At 70.3% G+C, this 18,833-nt stretch carries 19 protein-coding genes; 16 read left to right on the top strand and 3 right to left on the bottom strand.

Annotation, left to right across the window (positions count from 1 at the left end):
• Window positions 1-36 precede the first annotated feature (36 nt).
• Window positions 37-501, top strand: coding sequence for a YcgN family cysteine cluster protein (locus tag M9M90_RS16035; protein ID WP_254834240.1), 465 nt, complete (start codon window positions 37-39; stop codon window positions 499-501).
• Here the strand turns inward: M9M90_RS16035 and M9M90_RS16030 are convergent.
• Entirely contained in the window at window positions 498-926 is a 429-nt protein-coding gene (locus M9M90_RS16030; RefSeq protein WP_254834239.1) for a DUF805 domain-containing protein, read from the bottom strand. The two genes, M9M90_RS16035 and M9M90_RS16030, sit on opposite strands and share 4 nt — an antisense overlap.
• A 142-nt stretch (window positions 927-1,068) precedes the next feature.
• Between M9M90_RS16030 and M9M90_RS16025 the strand changes: the two genes are divergently transcribed.
• The 12 genes from M9M90_RS16025 (at window position 1,069) to M9M90_RS15970 (ending at window position 13,869) form a co-directional block, all read left to right on the top strand.
• A complete protein-coding gene (locus M9M90_RS16025) occupies window positions 1,069-1,992 on the top strand; it encodes a DnaJ C-terminal domain-containing protein (RefSeq protein WP_254834238.1) in 924 nt (307 codons plus the stop codon).
• Between the two features lie 88 nt (window positions 1,993-2,080).
• Complete coding sequence (locus M9M90_RS16020) at window positions 2,081-2,416, top strand: PepSY domain-containing protein (RefSeq protein WP_254834237.1); 336 nt, start codon at window positions 2,081-2,083, stop codon at window positions 2,414-2,416.
• Between the two features lie 9 nt (window positions 2,417-2,425).
• Window positions 2,426-3,112, top strand: coding sequence for a response regulator transcription factor (locus M9M90_RS16015; RefSeq protein ID WP_254834236.1), 687 nt, complete (start codon window positions 2,426-2,428; stop codon window positions 3,110-3,112).
• On the top strand, window positions 3,109-4,497 hold the full coding sequence (locus M9M90_RS16010; RefSeq protein WP_254834235.1) for a sensor histidine kinase: 1,389 nt from the start codon (window positions 3,109-3,111) through the stop codon (window positions 4,495-4,497). Before M9M90_RS16015 ends, M9M90_RS16010 begins: the two co-directional genes overlap by 4 nt.
• An 87-nt stretch (window positions 4,498-4,584) precedes the next feature.
• Window positions 4,585-5,982 (top strand): hypothetical protein, encoded by a 1,398-nt coding sequence (locus M9M90_RS16005; protein ID WP_254834234.1) that lies wholly within the window; start codon window positions 4,585-4,587, stop codon window positions 5,980-5,982.
• A gap of 32 nt (window positions 5,983-6,014) precedes the next feature.
• Window positions 6,015-7,097 carry a c-type cytochrome biogenesis protein CcmI gene (ccmI, locus tag M9M90_RS16000; RefSeq protein ID WP_254834233.1) on the top strand — a complete coding sequence of 361 codons (1,083 nt, stop codon included), beginning with the start codon at window positions 6,015-6,017 and terminating at the stop codon, window positions 7,095-7,097.
• A complete protein-coding gene (gene ccmE / locus M9M90_RS15995; protein WP_254834232.1) occupies window positions 7,094-7,582 on the top strand; it encodes a cytochrome c maturation protein CcmE in 489 nt (162 codons plus the stop codon). The genes ccmI and ccmE overlap by 4 nt, the downstream gene beginning before the upstream one ends.
• Window positions 7,579-9,549: a heme lyase CcmF/NrfE family subunit gene (locus tag M9M90_RS15990; RefSeq protein ID WP_254834231.1), complete on the top strand. Its 1,971-nt coding sequence runs from the start codon at window positions 7,579-7,581 to the stop codon at window positions 9,547-9,549. Before ccmE ends, M9M90_RS15990 begins: the two co-directional genes overlap by 4 nt.
• The gene (locus M9M90_RS15985) at window positions 9,546-9,992 is read left to right on the top strand and encodes a cytochrome c-type biogenesis protein (RefSeq protein ID WP_254834230.1); all 447 of its coding nucleotides are present in this window, start codon (window positions 9,546-9,548) and stop codon (window positions 9,990-9,992) included. The genes M9M90_RS15990 and M9M90_RS15985 overlap by 4 nt, the downstream gene beginning before the upstream one ends.
• Window positions 9,993-10,142: 150 nt before the next feature.
• Window positions 10,143-11,750: a Do family serine endopeptidase gene (locus M9M90_RS15980; protein ID WP_254834229.1), complete on the top strand. Its 1,608-nt coding sequence runs from the start codon at window positions 10,143-10,145 to the stop codon at window positions 11,748-11,750.
• Between the two features lie 28 nt (window positions 11,751-11,778).
• Window positions 11,779-12,450 carry a response regulator transcription factor gene (locus M9M90_RS15975; protein WP_254834227.1) on the top strand — a complete coding sequence of 224 codons (672 nt, stop codon included), beginning with the start codon at window positions 11,779-11,781 and terminating at the stop codon, window positions 12,448-12,450.
• A gap of 15 nt (window positions 12,451-12,465) precedes the next feature.
• Window positions 12,466-13,869, top strand: coding sequence for a HAMP domain-containing sensor histidine kinase (locus M9M90_RS15970; RefSeq protein ID WP_254834226.1), 1,404 nt, complete (start codon window positions 12,466-12,468; stop codon window positions 13,867-13,869).
• On the opposite strand, the gene M9M90_RS15965 is transcribed toward M9M90_RS15970, so the two are convergent.
• Window positions 13,866-14,297 (bottom strand): DoxX family protein, encoded by a 432-nt coding sequence (locus M9M90_RS15965; protein WP_254834225.1) that lies wholly within the window; start codon window positions 14,295-14,297, stop codon window positions 13,866-13,868. The genes M9M90_RS15970 and M9M90_RS15965 overlap by 4 nt on opposite strands.
• Window positions 14,298-14,329: 32 nt before the next feature.
• Window positions 14,330-14,770, bottom strand: coding sequence for a DoxX family protein (locus M9M90_RS15960; protein WP_254834223.1), 441 nt, complete (start codon window positions 14,768-14,770; stop codon window positions 14,330-14,332).
• A gap of 126 nt (window positions 14,771-14,896) precedes the next feature.
• On the opposite strand from M9M90_RS15960, the gene M9M90_RS15955 reads away from it, so the two are divergent.
• From M9M90_RS15955 to M9M90_RS15945, 3 genes are all read left to right on the top strand, one after another.
• On the top strand, window positions 14,897-17,767 hold the full coding sequence (locus M9M90_RS15955; RefSeq protein ID WP_371876866.1) for a bifunctional [glutamine synthetase] adenylyltransferase/[glutamine synthetase]-adenylyl-L-tyrosine phosphorylase: 2,871 nt from the start codon (window positions 14,897-14,899) through the stop codon (window positions 17,765-17,767).
• A gap of 68 nt (window positions 17,768-17,835) precedes the next feature.
• The gene (locus M9M90_RS15950) at window positions 17,836-18,243 is read left to right on the top strand and encodes an EF-hand domain-containing protein (protein WP_254834219.1); all 408 of its coding nucleotides are present in this window, start codon (window positions 17,836-17,838) and stop codon (window positions 18,241-18,243) included.
• 32 nt (window positions 18,244-18,275) lie between these two features.
• The gene (locus tag M9M90_RS15945; RefSeq protein ID WP_254834218.1) at window positions 18,276-18,824 is read left to right on the top strand and encodes an RNA polymerase sigma factor; all 549 of its coding nucleotides are present in this window, start codon (window positions 18,276-18,278) and stop codon (window positions 18,822-18,824) included.
• The last annotated feature ends 9 nt before the right edge of the window (window positions 18,825-18,833 follow it).

Raw genomic sequence — 18,833 nt, 5'->3', positions numbered from 1 at the left:
GCCGGTCGGGCTCGTTGGATGCAGGACGCCCATAGCATGGCTTCGAGACCTTTCTGGGAAACGAAAGCCCTCACGCATATGACCGTGCGCGAGTGGGAGAGCCTGTGCGACGGCTGCGGCCTGTGTTGCCTGGTGCGGTTCGAGGACGAGGATTCGGGCGAGGTGGTCCCGACCCGGGTCCACTGCAAGCTGTTCGACCCCGACAGGTGCGCCTGCACCGACTATGCCGATCGCAAGCGCCACGTGCCCGACTGCATCAAGCTGACGCCGCACAATATCGACGCCCTGGCCTGGATGCCGCTGAGCTGCGCCTACCGGCGGATCAATGAGGGACGTGGCCTGGCCGACTGGCATCCGCTGGTCTCGGGCGATTCCGAGAGCGTCCATTCCGCGGGGGTCTCGGTGCGCGGCCAGACGATCAGCGAGGCGACCCTTGACGACCCCGAGGAAGCCTTCGAATACGCGGCGTGGGACCTGATGGAGGAGCGCGGCCGGGACTAGTATTCGGCCAGGTATTCGGGCGGTTCGCCGAAGCGGTTGTCGCGGCTGGAGCCCGGCTTGGAACCGACGAAGGCCAGCAGGCCCAGGGTGAAGCCCGTGGCGCAGGCCATGGGCACGGAGAATCCGACCAGACGCAGCGCCGAGGGCGTACCCTCTGTGTCGCCGATGAAGCTGAACACGATCCCGCCGATCACCAGGGCCGCACCCACCGCCAGCGCCCAGAAGCCGGAGCGATTTACGTCGTGCAGGCGTTTGACCAGCAACGCGCCCTGCACATAGCCCCAGATCGCCCAGCCGAGATAGTTCAGCACCCAGCCGCCGGTCAGGTATTGATAGATGAGCAGCAGCAGGAACAGCCCGCCGGACGACAGCAGGAAGGCCGCGCGTCCGATTCGACCGGTGAACGAAAACAGCACCCCGCCCATGACGCCCCCGCTAAAGCGCCAGCCTAGACTCGGCGCGTGCCCATAGATGTGATATTTTTGCCACAATAGAGCTTGCGCCCCGCTGCAAACCGCCTAATTGAAGGCCCTACACCTTCTCCCCTTTCCACGAGGTTCCATTCCCTTGGCGCGCGATCCCTATCAGGAGCTGGGCGTGTCTCGCGGCGCGAGCGCCGACGAGATTCGCAAGGCGTTCCGAAAACTCGCCAAGCAGCACCATCCGGACACCAATCCCGGAAACAAGGCCGCAGAGGATCGCTTCAAGCAGGTGAGCGCGGCCTTCGACATCCTGGGCGATGTCGAGAAGCGCAAGAAGTTCGACGCTGGCGAGATCGACGCCGACGGACGCGAGACCGCGCGCGGCTTCGGCGGTGGCGGCAGTCCCTGGGGCCAGCAGGGCGGTCAGTGGAACAGCACCCGCGGCGGCGGTCCGGAGGGCATGGAAGGCGGCGATCTCGGCGACCTGTTCAGCGAGATCCTGGGTCGGCGCGGCCAGGGCGGCGGCTTCGGCGGCGGCTTTTCCCAGCGCGGCTCCGACGTGCGCGCCAAGCTGGAGATCGACCTGGAGGAAACCATCCACGGCGCCAAGAAGCGCATCGCCTTCTCCGACGGCCGCACCATTGACGTCACGATCCCCAAGGGCGCGGAGGAGGGCCAGACCCTGCGCCTGAAGGGCCAGGGCTCGCCGGGCCGCGCCGGCCCGGGGGACGCATTCATCGAACTCTCCGTCAAGCCGCACCCGATCTTCCGTCGCGAGGGCTCGGTCCTTGTCATGGACCTGCCAATCAGTATTCCCGACGCCGTGCTGGGCGGGAAGGTCGAGGCGCCCACCCCCGACGGCGTGGTCTCGCTCACCATTCCCAAGGGCGCCAACAGCGGCCAGGCCCTGCGGCTGAAGGGCCGTGGGCTGTCGGACGCCCGCGGCAAGCGCGGGGACCTGCTGGGCCGTATCGTGCTGATGCTGCCCGACAAGCCCACGCCCGAGCTCGATACCTTCGCCGAACGCTGGCGCAAGGATCGCCCCTATACGCCACGCCGTAAGGGATAAGGGCTCCGCGGCGTGACAGACCGCCGCAACCCCTGCATAAACCAGCTATTCAGGCCCGGTTCAGTGATCGGGCGATAGACCTAGCGTCATGAAGCGTCTGTTCGTCATCGCCGCCCTGCTGGCCGCCGTCCCCGTCGGGGCGAACGCGCAGCGTGGGCCGGACTTCGACCGGCCGTCGTACGGCGGCGGCCGCGGCGACCAGGACACCGCGCGTGACGCCGTGCGCGGCGGCCGCCAGGTGCCGCTGTCGCAGGTGATCGCCATGATCTCCGCCCGCACGCCGGGCCGTCAGCTCAACACCACCCAGGGCGAGTTCGGGGGCCGCTCGGCCTATTTCGTCCAGTGGCAGACCAATGACGGCCGGGTCATCATCTTCATCGTCGACGCCCAGAGCGGCGCGATACTCTCCCGCCAAGGCGGCTAAGGGGTTCCCATGCGCATCCTGCTGGTCGAGGACGATCCTGACCTTTCGCGGCAACTGAAGGCCGCGCTCGGCGACGCCGGCTACGCCGTCGACCATGCGCCGGACGGCGAGGAGGCCCAGTTCCTGGGCGAGACCGAGCCCTATGACGCGGTGATCCTGGACCTCGGCCTGCCCAAGGTGGACGGAGTGTCGGTGCTGGAGCGCTGGCGGCGGGGAAACGTGGCCACGCCGGTGCTGATCCTCACCGCCCGGGGCGCCTGGAGCGAGAAGGTCGCCGGCTTCGACGCCGGCGCCGACGACTATCTGACCAAGCCTTTCCACACCGAGGAGCTCCTGGCTCGGCTGCGCGCCCTGCTGAGGCGGTCCGCCGGCCATTCGGCGCCAAGCCTTTCCATCGGCGGGCTGCGGCTGGATCCGCGCGCGGCGCGGGCCACCGTGAACGGCGAGCCCCTGCGGCTGACCTCGCTGGAATACCGCCTGCTGCACTATCTGATGATGCACGAGGGCCGGGTGATCAGCCGCACCGAGCTGGTCGAACACCTGTACGACCAGGACTTCGATCGCGACTCCAACACCATCGAGGTGTTCATCGGCCGGGTGCGCAAGAAGATCGGCGCCGACCGGATCGAGACCGTGCGGGGCCTCGGCTACCGCCTGACCGCGCCCGCCGAGGAGTTGGGCGGCGCTGCGACGTGACCCTTGAGGCCCTGAGCCGTCCGTCCCTCGTTCGGCGGCTGGTGATCCTGGCGGCCGGGTGGACCCTCGCGGTCCTGCTGGTCTCGGCCATCGTACTGGCCCTGCTGTTCCAGCAGGCGGCGATCCGGCGGTTCGACCAGGGCCTGGCCGAGTTGATCGACAACCTCACCGCCGGGGCCTCGATCGACGACCGCGGCCAGGTCATCGCCCCGGCCCTCACCGATCTTCGGGCCCTGCGCGCCTATTCGGGAAAGTACTGGCAGATCGCCGAGCCGACCCCGCAGGGCGGCATCCATGTGCTGGTGCGCTCCCGCTCCCTGTGGGACTCGGAACTCAAGGCGCCGGCCGACATCGCCACGCAGTTGCAGAGCCAGCCCGGGCAGCCGGTTTCCTACGACACCCGCGACGAGCTCAATAAGCCCCTGCGGGCCATGGCCACACAGGTGAAACTGCCCAACCGCGCGGCCCCGGTGATCTTCATGGCCGCCGAGGATCGCGGCCCGGTGGACCGCGACGTGCGCGGCTTCATCACCGCTACGGCCGTGGTCTTCGTGCTGCTGGGCGTCGGCATGGTGGCCGCGGTGGTGATCCAGGTCCGGGTGGGCCTGAACCCGCTGTTCGCCCTGCGCCGCGAGGTGGCCTCTGTGCGGCGCGGCAAGGCCGAGCGGGTCGTGCGGGTCTACCCCACGGAACTTGCGCCCCTGGCCGAGGAGCTCAACGCCCTGCTGGCCCACAATCAGGAGGTCGTGGAACGCCAGCGCACCCACGTGGGCAACCTGGCCCACGCCCTGAAGACGCCGTTGTCGGTGATGCTGACCGAGGCGCGCCAGACCAAGGGCCAGCTAGCCGGCGTGGTGGAGGAACAGGCCGAGGCCATGCGCCAGCAGGTCGACCACCACCTGCGCCGTGCGCGCGCGGCCGCCCGCACCCAGGGCTCGGGTGAACGGACGCCGGTCGCCGACGTGCTGGACGAATTGTCACGGACCCTGGAACGCATCTTCGTCGACAAGGGCGTCGTCATCGACTGGGACGCCCCCGACGACCTCTACTTCCTGGGCGAGCGCCAGGATCTGCTGGAGCTGGCCGGCAACGCCATGGAGAACGCCGGCAAGTGGTGCGCGGCCAAGGTCCGCATCCGCACGACGCCAGTTTCGCCGGAACGCTTCAGGCTTTCGATCGAGGACGACGGCCCCGGCCTGACCCCGGAGGAGCGCGAGGAGGTGGTGCGGCGCGGCGCGCGGCTGGACGAGAGCGCGCCCGGATCGGGGCTTGGCCTCTCCATTATCGACGAACTGGCCCGCGCCTATGGCGGCTCGCTGAAGCTGGGCAAGTCGCGGCTGGGCGGACTATTGGTCGAGTTGGACCTGCCCCGCGCTGAAGCTTGAATTGGCTCGGTTTTCGGAAAGCCTTAACCGGCGGCAAGCATAAGTGGCTCAAGCGCGGGATGTGACCGCGCCTGGAGCTCTCCCCCGATGGCCGGGTTGCCCGACGCCAAGATCGACATCGTCCGCAACCTCGTCGAGCACGCTCCCGACAGGGTGGTCACCGGCTTGCAGAACGCGCTAGCCGCCGCGGCGGGCGACACGGCCCTGGCCGGCGTGCGGCGCGTGGTCGAGGCCGAGGTCGCCGACCGCAACCTGCGCAACCGGGTGCTGGAGCCCATCGCCCCCCTGTTCGCGGGCGACGCCGCCGACCAGTCCCGCATCGCCTTCCCGCGCGCGGCCCTCGCCCTCATCTGGCGCGGGCTGAAGGCCGAAGCTGCTTTCCAGGTGGCCAGCGCCGCCCGTGCGCTGGTGGAATATCGCCCCGGGGCCAGCTCCACCGAACCCTTCGACATCCTGACCCAGATGGCCGCCGACGGCCTGCGGGCGGGCGAACAGCGCGACTTCGTCGCGGCCATCGACACCATCGAGTCGGCCCGGCCGGGCGGGACCCAGCACCTGCTCTCCTGCCTGACCCTGGCCCCGATAGTGCGCCAGTCGACCTTGCGGCTGCCGGAGTGGATCGGCCGATTCACCGAGGAGCACGCCGCCGCGGCGCGCGTGGCCTACAAGGACGCCGGCCTCGAGGCCGAGGACGCCGGCCCGCGGTTCTTCGAGATGCTCTCGGCCCAGCTCGCCGAGCCCTGGACGATCCTGCGGGTGGTCTCGGCGGTCATGGACCGGCCGAACGAGCACTACCTGGCCGATTCCGAGCTGGCGATCTTCGCGATCCGGCTGATGGACGCCATCGACGCGAACCTGAAGATGGTCGCCGACTTTGACCTGAACAGCGGACCGGCCGGCGGGTTGGCCGCCGCGGCGACGGTCGAGACCCTCACCCTGCAGATCGCCGAGATGGAGAACTCCATCGAACTATCGCGCGAGAGCGGCTGGGGCTTCCGCGTCCAGAAGCAGAAACAGACCCTGGCCGCGGTGGTCGAGGGCCGCCTGCGCGAGCTGGACAAGGTGATGGGCGCGGCCCTGCCGAACCATAAGGTCCGGGTGGCGCGTATGATGCGCACCGAGCCGCGCATGACCCTGGAGCCTGACGCCAAGCTGGTCGACCGCTGCCGCACCTTGCTCGCCTTCGCCGAGGCCATCCGCCCCAGCGCCAACTATGGCGGCTTCGCCTCCACCCGCGCCAAGGTGATGGAGAAGGCCGGCGAGAGCCTGGACACCTATGTCGAGGAGGTCCTGTCGCTGGTGCGCGACAACGAGGTCCCCGACAGGGAGATCGCCGCGCGCTTCCTGCAGATCGCCGCGGAGTTCGCCGCGCCTATCCACGAGCCCCGCGCCGGCGACATCGTGCGCCGCCGCGCGGCCACCGCCTTCGGCGCCAAGAAGCCGCCGCCCCAGGTCTTCGCCGAGGACCCGGCCAAGCCGGTCTAGAACAACCCCGCCGTTTCAGCTAAACGCCCCTCATGATCGCCTTCTGGGTGGTCGCCGGCGTGCTTTCCGCCGCCGCGGCCGGCCTCATCCTGCAGAACGCCGCCCGCGCGGCCCGTCGCGCCGGGTCCGCGGACCCGACGAGCGCGGTCTATCGCCGGCAGCTCCGCGAGATCGACGACCTGGCGGGGCGTGGCCTGATCGCCGACGAGGAACGCAAGAGCGCCCACGCCGAGGCCGCCCGACGCCTGCTGTCGGCCGCCGACGCCGTCGCCACGCCCTGGACTGCCCAGACCGGGCATCGCCGGCCGGTGCTGCTCGCCGCCCTGCTGGCGCCCTTCGCCGCCCTCGGCCTCTATCTGGCGGTCGGCGCGCCCGGCCTCCCGGACCAGCCGTTCCGCGGACGGATCGCCGCCTGGCGCGCCCTGGATCCGGCCATGCTGACCGCGCCGCAGATGGCCGCCGTGCTCAAGGCGCTGATCGCCGAGCGGGGCCCCGACGCCGAGGCCTACGGCTTCCTGGCCAAGGCGGAGATCGCCGCCGACAATCCCAGCGGGGCCATCCGCGCCCTGCGCCGAGCCATCGAGCTGGCGCCCCAGAGGGTCGACCTCTGGGAGGGCCTGGGCGAGGTGCTGATGATCGAGGCCGGCGGTGAGGTCACGCCTCCGGCGCAGCGCGCCTTCGCCGAGGCCCTGAAGCGCGATCCGGCCTCGGTGATCTCTCGTTTCCACCTGGCCCGCGGCCGCATAGCCGCCGGCGACCGCGACGGCGGCCTGTCCGACTGGAAGGCCCTGGCGGCCGGGCTTCCCCAGGGCGATCCCCGTCGCGCCGCGGTGGAAACCGCCATCGCGCAGGCGCAGGGCGCGCCGCCGGCCGCCACCGGCGAGATGGCCGCGATCCGCGGCATGGTGCAAGGTCTGGCGACCCGGCTTGAGGCCTCTCCCGAGGACCCCGAGGGTTGGGTGCGGCTGGTCCGCTCCTACGCCGTGCTGGGCATGGACAGCGAGCGCGACGCCGCCCTGGCCAAGGCCCGCGGCCGCTACGCCGACCGCCCGGAAATCGTCAAGGCGCTGGAGATCGCCGCCAAGACCGCCCCGATGCGCCGGGCGACCCGATGAGCTGGCTGCCGAAGTCGCCCAAGGCGCGGCGTCGCCTCACCCTGGTGGCGGCCATCGCCCCGGTGCTGGCCCTCGCCGTTGGCCTCACCCTCTGGGGCCTGCGGGACTCGATCTCCTATTTCTACACCCCGTCCCAGGCCATCGAGGCCAAACCTCCGCCGGGCCGTTCGATCCAGCTGGGCGGCCTCGTCGAGGCCGGCAGCGTGGTCAAGCATCCCGACGGGCGGGTGGAGTTCACCGTCTCCGATCGCATCGCGACCACCCGGGTGGCCTTTTCCGGCGACCTGCCTGACCTGTTCCGCGAGGGCCAGGGGATCGTGGCCACCGGCGCCTTCCGCGCCGACGGCGGCTTCGAAGCCAAGCAGGTCCTCGCCAAGCACGACGAGAAGTACATGCCGCGCGAGATATCCAAGGCCTTGAAGGAACAGGGCGAATGGCGCGGCGAGGGCGCGCCGCCGCCGGCCTACGCCAAGGACGGCGAATGATCGTCGAGATCGGGGCTTTCTCCCTCGTGCTGGCGCTGGCGCTGTCGCTGGTGCAGGCCCTGCTGTCGGCCGCCGCGCGCATGACGCGCTCGCAGGTCCTGGCCGGGGCGGGGGAGGGCGCGGCGCTCGCGGCCTTCGCAGGCCTGCTCCTGGCGTTCGCGGCCCTGATGTGCGCCTTCGTGACCTCGGACTTCTCCGTGGCCAATGTGGCGGCCAACTCCCATAGCGACAAGCCGCTGCTCTACCGGATCGCCGGGACCTGGGGCAGCCACGAGGGCTCGATGCTGCTGTGGTGCCTGGCGCTGACCGGCTGCGGCGCGGCGGTGGCCGGGCTCGGCCGCGGCCTGCCGGACGGGCTGAAGGCCCTGACCGTGGCGGTCCAGGGCGTTCTCGGCGTGGTGTTCCTGGGCTATACCGTCCTGGCCTCCAATCCTTTCGCCCGGCTCGACGCGGCGCCCATCGAGGGCCGCTCGCTCAATCCGCTGCTGCAGGACCCGGCGCTCGCCTTCCACCCGCCCATGCTCTACCTCGGCTATGTCGGCCTATCGGTGGTGTTCTCCTTCGCGGTCGCCGCCCTGATCGAGGGCCGGGTCGACGCGGCCTGGGCGCGCTGGGTGCGGCCCTGGACGCTCGCGGCCTGGAGCGCGCTCACCGTCGGCATCACCCTGGGCGCCTTCTGGGCCTATTACGAGCTGGGCTGGGGCGGCTGGTGGTTCTGGGACCCGGTGGAGAACGCCTCCTTCATGCCCTGGCTGGTGGCCACGGCCCTGCTGCATTCGGCCATCGTCACCGAGAAGCGCGGCGCGCTGGCCGGTTGGACGGTGTTCCTGGCGCTCGCGGCCTTCACTTTTTCCATGCTGGGCGCCTTCCTGGTGCGATCGGGCGTCCTGACCTCGGTCCATGCCTTCGCCGTCGATCCGACGCGGGGAACCCTGCTGCTCATAATCCTCGGCGTCACTTCCGGCGCGGCCTTCGCCCTGTTCGCCTGGCGGGCGCCGGCGCTCAGTCCCGGTGGGGTGTTCGCCCCGGTCAGCCGCGAAAGCGCCCTGGTGCTCAACAACATCCTGCTGGCGGCGGCCACGGCGACAGTGCTCCTGGGCACGCTCTATCCGCTGATCCGGGAGGCGGCGACCGGCGAGGCGATCTCGGTGGGGCCGCCGTTCTTCAACCTCACCTTCACGCCGCTGATGGCGGCGCTGGCCATCCTGCTGCCCGCCGGACCCCTGCTGGCCTGGAAGCGGGGCGACGCGCGGGGCGTGGCCCAGCGCCTGTGGGTCGCGGTGCTGATCGCCATGGCCTGCGGCCTGGCGGCCTTCGCCCTGGTCAGTCCGCGCAAGGCCTTCGCCTCGGCGGGGATCGCCATGGGCGCCTGGCTGGTCGTGGGCGCCCTTGTCGAGCTCGCCGAGCGCACCCGCGCGTTCCGGGGGCCGCTGGCCGAGACCTGGCGGCGCCTCAGCGGCCTGCCGCGCGGCGCCTGGGGCATGACCTTGGCCCACCTGGGCCTGGGCGTCTTCGTGCTGGGCGCCTGTTTCGAGACGGGCTGGAAGCTCGAAGCGGCCGAAGCCATCCCCATCGGCGGGCGGCTGGACGTCGGAGCCTATCAGCTGGTGCTGGATGGGGTCCGCGGGGTCGAGGGCCCCAACTACGACGCCGAGCGGGGCTATCTGCGCGCCACCAAGGCCGACGCCCTGGTCTGCAAGCCGCGCCCAGAGCGGCGTTTCTATCCCACGGGCGGTCAGACCACCTCCGAAGTGGCCATCTGCACCCGCGGGGTCAGCCATCTCTACGTGGTCCTGGGTGAGCGCCGGCCCGGCGCCGATGGTCCGGTCTGGCTGGTGCGAGCCTATTGGAACCCCTGGGCGCTGCTGATCTTCATCGGCCCGGCGATCATGGCGCTGGGCGGCCTGGTCTCGCTGTCGGACCGCCGCCTGCGGATGGCGGTCGGCGCCAGGGAGGCGAGGGCGTGAGACAGATCCTGGCCATCCTGGCGGCGATGTTTTGCCTGGCCGCGGCCTCGGACCCGGCCGACCGGCTGGCCGATCCGGCCCAGGAGGCGCGCGCCCGCGCCATCTTCCGCGAAGTCCGCTGCCTGGTCTGCCAGAACGAGTCCATCGACGACTCCAACTCTGAACTGGCCGCCGACCTGCGCCGTCTGGTGCGCGACGAGGTGCGGGCGGGGAAGAGCGACGATCAGGTCCGCGATCACCTCACCGGCCGCTATGGCGAGTTCGTGCTGCTGAAGCCGGCCTTCTCCTGGGGCAACGCGGCGCTTTGGGGCGCGCCGTTCCTGGTGGTGGGCCTGGGTTTGCTGCTGTTGGTCCGGGGGTTTCGGACCCGCGCGGCCGAGGCCGAACTATCGCAGGATGAGGCCGCGCGCCTGGCGCGCCTGTCTGACGACGAGCCGGCATGACAAAGTTGCGCCCAACATCGGACGCTATGAAGCTCGGAGCGTGACCTAAACGTAACTTGAGAGACGTTGCGCTCTTTGGCATCGAACCTAGGTTGTTCGGGACGGGCGCATGATATGTGCGGCTCACTCCCACAGGGAAATTGAAGGCTTATGACCTCGAAGAAGACCGGTTACCTCATCGGCGCCCTGGCCGGCGTCGGCGTCGCCACCGCCGCCCTCGCCGGCGCGGGCTTCAGCGACCGTGCTCCGGGGGCGGGGAACGAGGGCCTGCTGATTCGCGCCTCAACCGCCCCGATCTTCGCCCCGCCGCCGGGCGCGCCGATCTCGTTCGCGGATATCTTCGACAAGGTCTCGCCCGCGGTGGTCTCCATCAACGTGACCTCGGAGGCCGATCCGGCCGCCCTGCGCCGCATTCCGGGCTTCGAGAACTTCCCGTTCGACGTCGTACCGCGCGGCCAGCCGCCGGGCGGCGGCGGAGACGATGAAGACGCTCAGCCGGGTCAGCCGGGTCAGCCGGCCCAACCCGGTCAACCCGGCCGCGGCCAGCCGCGCCTGCCGCCGCAGCTCTCCTCGGGATCGGGCTTCTTCATCTCGGCCGACGGCTACATCGTCACCAACAACCACGTCGTGGAAAACGCCAAGGAGATCAAGGTCGTGCTCAAGGACGAGCGCGAGCTGGACGCCGTGGTCGTGGGTCGCGACGAGGGCACCGACCTGGCCGTGCTCAAGGTCAAGGGCGCGGGATTCCCCTATGTGAATTTCGAGAACGCCGCCAAGCCGCGGGTCGGCGACTGGGTGATCACGGTGGGCAACCCCTTCGGCCTGGGCGGCACCGCCACGGCGGGGATCATCTCGGCCTATGGCCGTGACATCGGGGAGACCTTCGTCGACTACATCCAGATCGACGCCCCCATCAACCGGGGCAATTCCGGTGGCCCGACCTTCGACGTCTATGGCCGGGTGATCGGGGTCAACACCGCGATCTTCTCACCCTCGGGCGGTTCCGTGGGCATCGGCTTCGCCATCCCCGCCGAGGTGGCCGACGCCATCACCAAGCAGCTGATCGCCGGCGGCAAGATCACCCGGGGCTATATCGGCGCTTCGATCCAGAACTTCACCGCCGAGATGGCGGAGGCTCAGGGCCTCGGCGCCCAGCGCGGCGCCATCGTGGCCAATGTCACCCCCGGCGGTCCATCCGAGCGTGGCGGCCTGCAGTCGGGCGACATTGTCACCTCCGTGAATGGCGTCAACGTGAAGAGCTCCTCGGAACTCACCCGCGAAGTGGCCAAGGCCCAGGCCGGCGACGCCCTGCGTCTCGACGTCCTGCGCGGCGGAAAGCGCAAGATCGTCGAGATCCGTTCCGGCGTGCGTCCGACCGAGCGGGAACTGGCCGCCAACGACAACACGCCGGGCGGGGCCAACCGCGGCGGGGCCGAGGGCGCGACGCCCCAGGTCCAGCGTCCGGTGGTGCTGGGCCTGGCCCTTGCACCCCTCGACGACGCGGCGCGCAAGCGCCTGAACCTCGATCCGGGCGTCCGCGGCGTGCTGATCGACCGGGTCGACCAGTCCTCCGACGCCGCCCAGCGCGGCCTGCGCAAGGACGACGTCATCGTCCAGGCCGGCGGCCTGCCGGTGGGCAGCGCCTCGGAATTCTCGGCCCAGGTCGACATCGCCAAGAAGGCTGGACGTCCCAGCGTGCTGGTCGGCGTCCATCGCGGCGGTCGCACGTCCTTCCTGCCGCTGAAGATTTCCGGTTAGGTGGGATGAGGTTCGGGGGAATGAGTCGATGCGCATCCTGATTGTCGAAGACGACCTCGAAGCGGCCGAAGTCATGGATCGCGGACTTACCGAGGCCGGCCACGAGTGCGTCCGAGCTCCGGATGGCGAGGACGGCCTTACCGCCGCCCGCGGCGGCGAGTTCGACGTGATGATCGTCGACCGGATGATGCCGCGGATGGACGGGGTCACCATGGTCCAGACCATTCGCCGGGAGGGTGACCAGACCCCGGTGCTGTTCCTGTCGGCGCTCGGCGAGATCACCGACCGGGTCGATGGCCTGAAGGCCGGCGGCGATGACTATCTGGTCAAGCCCTACGCCTTCGCCGAGCTGATCGCCCGGGTCGAGGCCCTGTCGCGGCGGCGCGAGACCGGCTCGGTCCAGACCCTGCTGCGCGTCGGCGAACTGGAGATGGACCTGATCGGCCGGGCCGTGCACCGGCAGGGCAAGGAGATCGACCTGCAGCCGCGCGAGTTCCAGCTGCTGGAATTCATGATGCGCCACGCCGGACAGTCGGTGACGCGCACCATGTTGCTGGAGAAGGTCTGGGAGTATCATTTCGATCCCCAGACCAATGTGATCGACGTGCATATTTCCCGCCTGCGCTCGAAGATCGACAAGGGCTTCGACAAGCCCATGCTGCAGACGGTCCGCGGGGCGGGCTACCGCCTCGATCCCTAAGGTCCGGCGGGGCCCATGCGCCTGCCCAGGCTTTTCCGCACCACGCCGTTCCGGCTCACCCTGCTGTTCCTGGCCCTGTTCGCCGCGGCGGCCAGCGCCTTCCTGGCCTACATCTACCTGGCCACCGCCGGGGAGGCGACGCGGCGCACCGACGAAGATATCGGACGCGAGATGCGGGCGCTCCAGGCCGCCTATGAGCGCGGCGGTGTCAATGTTCTCAACCAGTCGCTCATCGAGCGGGCGGCCAGCGAGCGGCCTTTCCTCTACCTGCTGATGACCAAGGACGGGAAGCGGATCTCCGGTTCCATCGAGGAGTCGCCGGTCGAGGAATTCACCGGCGCGCCGGCTCGGGCCAGCTTCTCGGTCACCGACATCGATGTGAACGGCCGCGCGCGCAAGCATCCTGCCCGCGGCTTCCAGGAGCAGCTGCGCGGCGGCGAAATCCTGTTCGTCGGCGCCGACATCAGCGAGGACCAGGCCTATGTCCTGAAGATCGTCCGGGCGCTGTGGGGCGCCGGCGCCTTGGTCATCGTGTTGGGCCTGCTAGGCGGTCTGCTGGTCAGTCGGAATGTCAGCCGCAGCATGGCCGGCCTCGCCGAGGTGGTGACCGCCGTGCGCAACGGCGACCTCGAGGCCCGCGCCCATGTCCGGGGAACCCGCGACGAGTTCGACGAGCTGGCCGAGGGCCTCAATGAGATGCTGGACCGGCTGGAGCGCTCCATGGCCGGCCATCGCCATGCCGGCGACGCCATCGCCCACGACCTGCGCTCCCCGCTCACCCGCCTCCGTGCCCGGCTGGAGACCGCCTATCTCGACGTCGAGGCCGGCAAGGGCAACGCCGAGGAGGCGCTGGCCCAGGCCCTGGACGACACCGACGGGGTGCTAAAGACCTTCGGCGCCGTGCTCTCCATCGCCCGGCTGCAGGCGGCGGGCCAGGCCCCCGACCAAAACATATTCGACCCAGCCGAGCTTGGCGGCGACATGGCCGAGCTCTATGAGCCGGTCTGCGAGGACAAGGGGCTCGACTTCGCCGCCGAGTTCGCGGTCGACCTGCAGGTGCGCGGCAACCGCGAGTTCCTTGCCCAGGCCCTGGCCAACATCCTGGACAACGCCGTGAAGTACACGCCCTCGGGCGGGGCGATCATGCTGCGGGTCCGCCGCCGCTCCTCTGGCGAGGTGGAGTATTCCGTCACCGACACCGGCCCGGGCGTTCCCGACGAGGACCGGGAGCGGGTGGTCGAACGCTTCGTGCGGCTGGAGAACAGCCGCAGTGAGCCGGGCTCGGGCCTGGGGCTCTCCCTTGTGGCGGCGGTGGCCGAGGCCCATGGCGGACGCCTGGAGCTAGCCGAGGGACCGGGCAAGGTCGGCGAGATGGGCCCCGGCCTGCGCGTAGCCCTGATCCTGCCCCGGGCAGCCTAGGGGCGCCGGGCGATCCAGGCGTCGAGGGCGTAGCGGCCGGGTCCGGCCGCGGCGAGCAGCAGGCCCATGGCGATCAGGCTGGCCGACGGGAAAGATCCGCCGATCCCCTGGAAGCGATCGACCATGACGATGGCCACTACGAAGTTGAACGCCACGACCAAGCCCGCCCAGCCCGTGGCGAAGCCGGCGATCAGCGCGAGGCTGGCCAGCAGCATGGCCCAGATCGACAGAGGCGCCAGCAGGTGCGGCGCCGCGAATCCGTGCTTGGCCATGAAGCCGGAGAACTCGGCCAACTTCCCGGCCCGGAAGCCGTAGGGCGCGGCCGAGAACATCAGGAAGCCGCCCGCCAGCAGCCGGATCAGCAGCAGGACAAGGTCGTGGCCGCCGCGAAGGGGCGTCAGGGGCAGCAGGTGGCGGGGCGATATCATGGACGCATCAACGCCCAAGCTGGCGCGCGCCGCTATCGAGTTCCGAGGGTGCGCGGCGTGATCAGGCTGTCCAACGCCAATCGCCCAGGACCATGGGTCGCGAGATAGAGGCCGATCACCAGCAGGCAGGCGGACGGGAAAGAGCCACGAATCCCCTGATGATGGTCGACCATGGCGATGGCGACGACGAAGTTGAAGGCGCAGATCAGTCCCGCCCACCGGGTGGCGAAGCCTAGGATGAACGCCACGCCGCAGGCGAACTGGGCCCAAACCGAGAGCGGGGCCATGAGCTTGGGCAGCGGAAAGCCGAACTTTGCGAGGAAGAGCTCGAACTCCGCCATGCGTTCGGTGCTTGTGATGTTGTCCCAGACCCCGAAGATCAGGAACGAACCGACCGTCAGCCGCATGAGCAGCAGGGCCGCGTCGGAACCGCGTGACAGGAACGGCAAGGTGAGAACCTCGACAATACGCACCTCTGTCCCCCTCCCTTGGGCGAACCGGGCGTATCTGTGCCTGAGATTGACCTTTCGGCTAGTCGGAATTTCTCGATGAGTGCGGGCGTCGAGCAAATTCAGCCTGGATTGGCGCTGGCGGCGCGGATGACGCCGTGTGGACCGGTCGCCGACCCCAAGGCCGCCGAGCGGGCGCGCAATGTTCTGGTCGAGGCCGCAATCCGCGACGGCTGGACGGGCGAGTTGGACGCCGCCTGGCCGGCGCTCGCCCCGGTGTTCGGCGCCTCGCCCTATCTGGCCGGCCTAGCCCGCCGCGATCCCGGCCGTCTGCGCGCTCTGCTGGCCGCCGCCCCCGACGCCAGGTTCGCGGACCTGCTGGACCGAACGGCGGCCCTCTCGACCGCCGACTGGGATCGGGCCAAGACCGGGCTGCGGGTGCTGAAGGCCGAGGCCCACCTGATGATCGCCCTGGCTGACCTGGGCGGGCTCTGGGACCTGGACGCGGTTACCGGCGCCCTGACGCGGTTCGCCGACGCCGCCCTGGCGGCCGCGCTCATGGTCGCGGCGCGCGGCGAACTGGAGGCCGGCCGGCTGACCCGTATCGGCGAGGGCGACGAGGGCCCGGTCCCGGGCTGGTTCTGCATCGCCATGGGCAAGCACGGCGCCTACGAGCTGAACTATTCCAGCGATATCGACATCTCGGTCTTCTACGAGCCGGAGGCCTTGCCCCTGGCCGAAGGGATCGAGACCCAGGCCTTCGCCGTGCGTCTGATCCAGCGGCTGGCGGAGCTGATGCATGAGAAGACCGCGGACGGCTACGTCTTCCGCGTCGACCTTCGCCTGCGCCCGGACCCGTCCTCGACCCCGCCGGCCATCCCGGCGGCGGCGGCCTTCGACTACTATGAGAGCGTCGGCCAGAACTGGGAGCGGGCGGCCTTCATCAAGGCCCGCGCGGCGGCGGGCGACCTGGTGCGGGGCCGCGCCTTCCTCCAGGAACTGGCGCCCTTCATCTGGCGCAAGAACCTCGACTTCGCCGCCATCGCCGACATCCACTCGATCAAGCGCCAGATCCACGTCCACAAGGTCGACGAACGCCTCACCGCCAAGGGCGTCGACCTGAAGCTGGGCCGGGGCGGCATCCGCGAGATCGAGTTCTACGTCCAGACCCAGCAGCTGATCCTGGGCGGGCGCCATCCCGAGCTGCGCTCGCCGCGCACCCTGGACGCCCTCGCGGCCCTTTCGGCGGCTGGGCATGTCACCGCCCAGACGGCCGGGGAACTGACCCTGGCCTATGAGCGCCTGCGGGCCATCGAGCACCGTATCCAGATGCTGGCCGACGAGCAGACCCACCGGCTCCCGGAGTCCGACAGCGAACGAAAGCGAGTGGGCGCCCTGGCCGGCTTCGACCGGGTGCGCAGCTTCGACGCGTCGGTGGAGCGGATCCTGAAGATCGTCAACGGCCGCTATGGCGAGCTATTCCCAGAAGAGGAGCAGCTCTCGTCGAAGTTCGGCAGCCTGGTGTTCACGGGGGTCGACGACGACCCGGAGACCCTGGACACCCTGGTGCGGATGGGGTTCTCCAACCCCTCGCGCATCGCCCAGACCATCCGTGGCTGGCACCACGGCCACATCCCGGCCACCCGCACCGAGCGCGGCCGCGAACTCTTCACCCGGCTCGCGCCGCGCCTGCTGGACGCCGCCCAGGCCACCGGCGCACCCGACACCGCCTTCGCCCGGTTCGAGGACTTCTTCTCAAAGCTGTCGTCGGGCGTACAGCTGCAGTCGCTGTTCCTGGCCCAGCCCAGGCTGTTCGAGCTGATGGTTCAGGTGATGGCCTTCGCGCCGCGGCTGGCCAGCACCCTGGCTCGTCGACCGGCGGCGCTGGACGCCCTGCTGGACGGCGCCTTCTTCTCAGACCTCGACCGCGAGGAGGACCGCAACGCCATGGCCGCCGCCGTCTCCCGCGCCGACGGGTTCGAGGGTGTCATGGACGCCGTGCGTCGCGTGCATCGCGAGCAGGCCTTCCGGGTCGGCGTCCAGGTGATGAGCGGAGCGGCCACCGCCGAGACGGCCGGGCGCGCCTTCGCCGACCTGGCCGACATCTGCATCGAGATCCTGGCGCCCGCCGCCCTGGCGGAGGCCGAGCGACTGGGCGGAGCCTTCGAGGGCGACGTGGCGGTGATCGCGCTGGGCAAGTGCGGTTCGAAGGAGATGAGCGCCGGGTCCGATCTCGACCTCATGACCCTCTACCGCGCCCGGGAGCCGGGCTCGGTCTCGACGATCAAGGAGTGGAGCGCCGACGTCTACTATGGCCGCTTCACCCAGCGGCTGATCGCGGCCTTGTCGACGCCCACCGGGGAGGGCGAGCTCTATGAGGTGGACATGCAGCTGCGCCCCTCCGGCACCAAGGGTCCGGTGGCGGTGAGCTTCCCGGCCTTCGAGGAGTACTACGACCGCGAGGCGGAGACCTGGGAGCTGATGGCGCTGACGCGTGCGCGGGTGGTCTGGGCGACCTCGCCCGGCTTCGCCGCCGACGCAGGGGCGGCGGTCGAGGCCGCCCTGCGCCGCCCGCGCGATGTCGCGCGGACCGCCGCTGACGTCCGGGAGATGCGCGAGCTGCTGGAGCGCGAGCGGCCGCCGAAGGGCCACTGGGACCTGAAGCTGTCGCCCGGCGGCCTCGTCGACATCGAGTTCGCCGCCCAGTTCCTGCAACTGGCTCACGCCGCCTCCGGCGCGCCGCTGAACCAGAACACCGCCGGCGCCCTGGCCGACGCCGCGGGCCTCGCCCCCGCCCGGGCCCTGGCCGACCTGCAGAAGGCCTGGAAACTGCAGCAGGACCTGACCCAGCTGCTCAAGGTCGCGCTCAGCGACAACGCCGACCCCGAGGAGGAGCCCAAGGCGTTTCGCGCCCTGATGGCCCGGGCCGGCGGCGCGCGTGACTTCCGCGCGCTGAAGGCCAAGCTCGACACCGCCCGGCTCGCCGCCCGCGGGGCCTATGAAATCATCGTGCAACCTTGATCGACGGAAATCCCAACGAGGGGCGTTAGAGGTTTGGGCGCGGACGAGACGCCCGAAGGGATTTTCGTATGAAGCGCTTGATGATCGCCGTGGCCGCCCTCTGCGTGGCCGGGTCGGCCCAGGCCCAGATGGGCCAGCGGCCGAACCCCGATCTGGACCACGACGGTCGGGTCACCTTGACCGAATTCCGCAAGAGTCACGCCGACGCCATGCTGGCCAGGTTCGACGCCGACAAGGACGGGAGGATCGCCCGCGCCGAGCTGAAACCGCCGGCCGGCATGGCCGCCGGCAAGGAGGGGCGCGGTGAGCGCATGTGGGATAGGCTCGACCTCAACAAGGACGGCGCCGTCGCCCGCTCGGAAATGGACGCCGCCGCCAAGTTCCGCTTCGAGCGCGGCGACACCAACAAGGATGGCTGGCTGAGCAAGGGCGAGATCCTCACCCTGCGCCAGAACCGGGGCCGTGACGCAGGTTGAGGACCATAGGCCGCCGCGAGGCGAGGTGAGGCTTGGACCCAGGCGATGGCGACGAGGCGCTGCTGGCGCGGGTGGCGGCGGGCGATCCCGCCGCGATCCGCAGCCTCGTGGCCGCCAAGCTGCCGCGGCTGCTGGCCCTGGCCGGCCGCATGCTGGGCGAGAGCGCCGAGGCCGAGGACGTGGCCCAGGAGACCTTCGTGCGCGCCTGGAAGCAGGCGCGAAACTGGAGGCCCGGGGGGGCGCGGTTCGACACCTGGCTGCACCGCGTGGCGCTCAACCTCTGCTACGATCGGCTGCGTCGCCGCCGCGAGGTGGCCATGGACAGTCCGCCGGACCACGCGGACGACGGGCCGGCACCGGACCGGGGACTGCAGGCGCGCGATGTCGGCCGCCGGGTGGCCGCGGCGATGGCCGCCCTGCCGGATCGCCAGCGCGAGGCCGTCAGCCTCTGCCACTACCAGGAGGTCTCCAATATCGAGGCCGCGGCCCTGATGGGCGTGAGCGTCGAGGCCCTGGAGAGCCTATTGTCCCGCGGCCGGCGCGCCCTGCGCGTGGCGCTCGCGGATATGGTCGAACCATGAGGCGCCCCG

The sequence above is a fragment of the Phenylobacterium sp. LH3H17 genome (genome assembly GCF_024298925.1).
In the GTDB taxonomy this organism is placed as follows: domain Bacteria; phylum Pseudomonadota; class Alphaproteobacteria; order Caulobacterales; family Caulobacteraceae; genus Phenylobacterium.
Note: the sequence above shows the minus strand (reverse complement) of the source record. Positions and strands in the feature narration are given on the sequence as shown.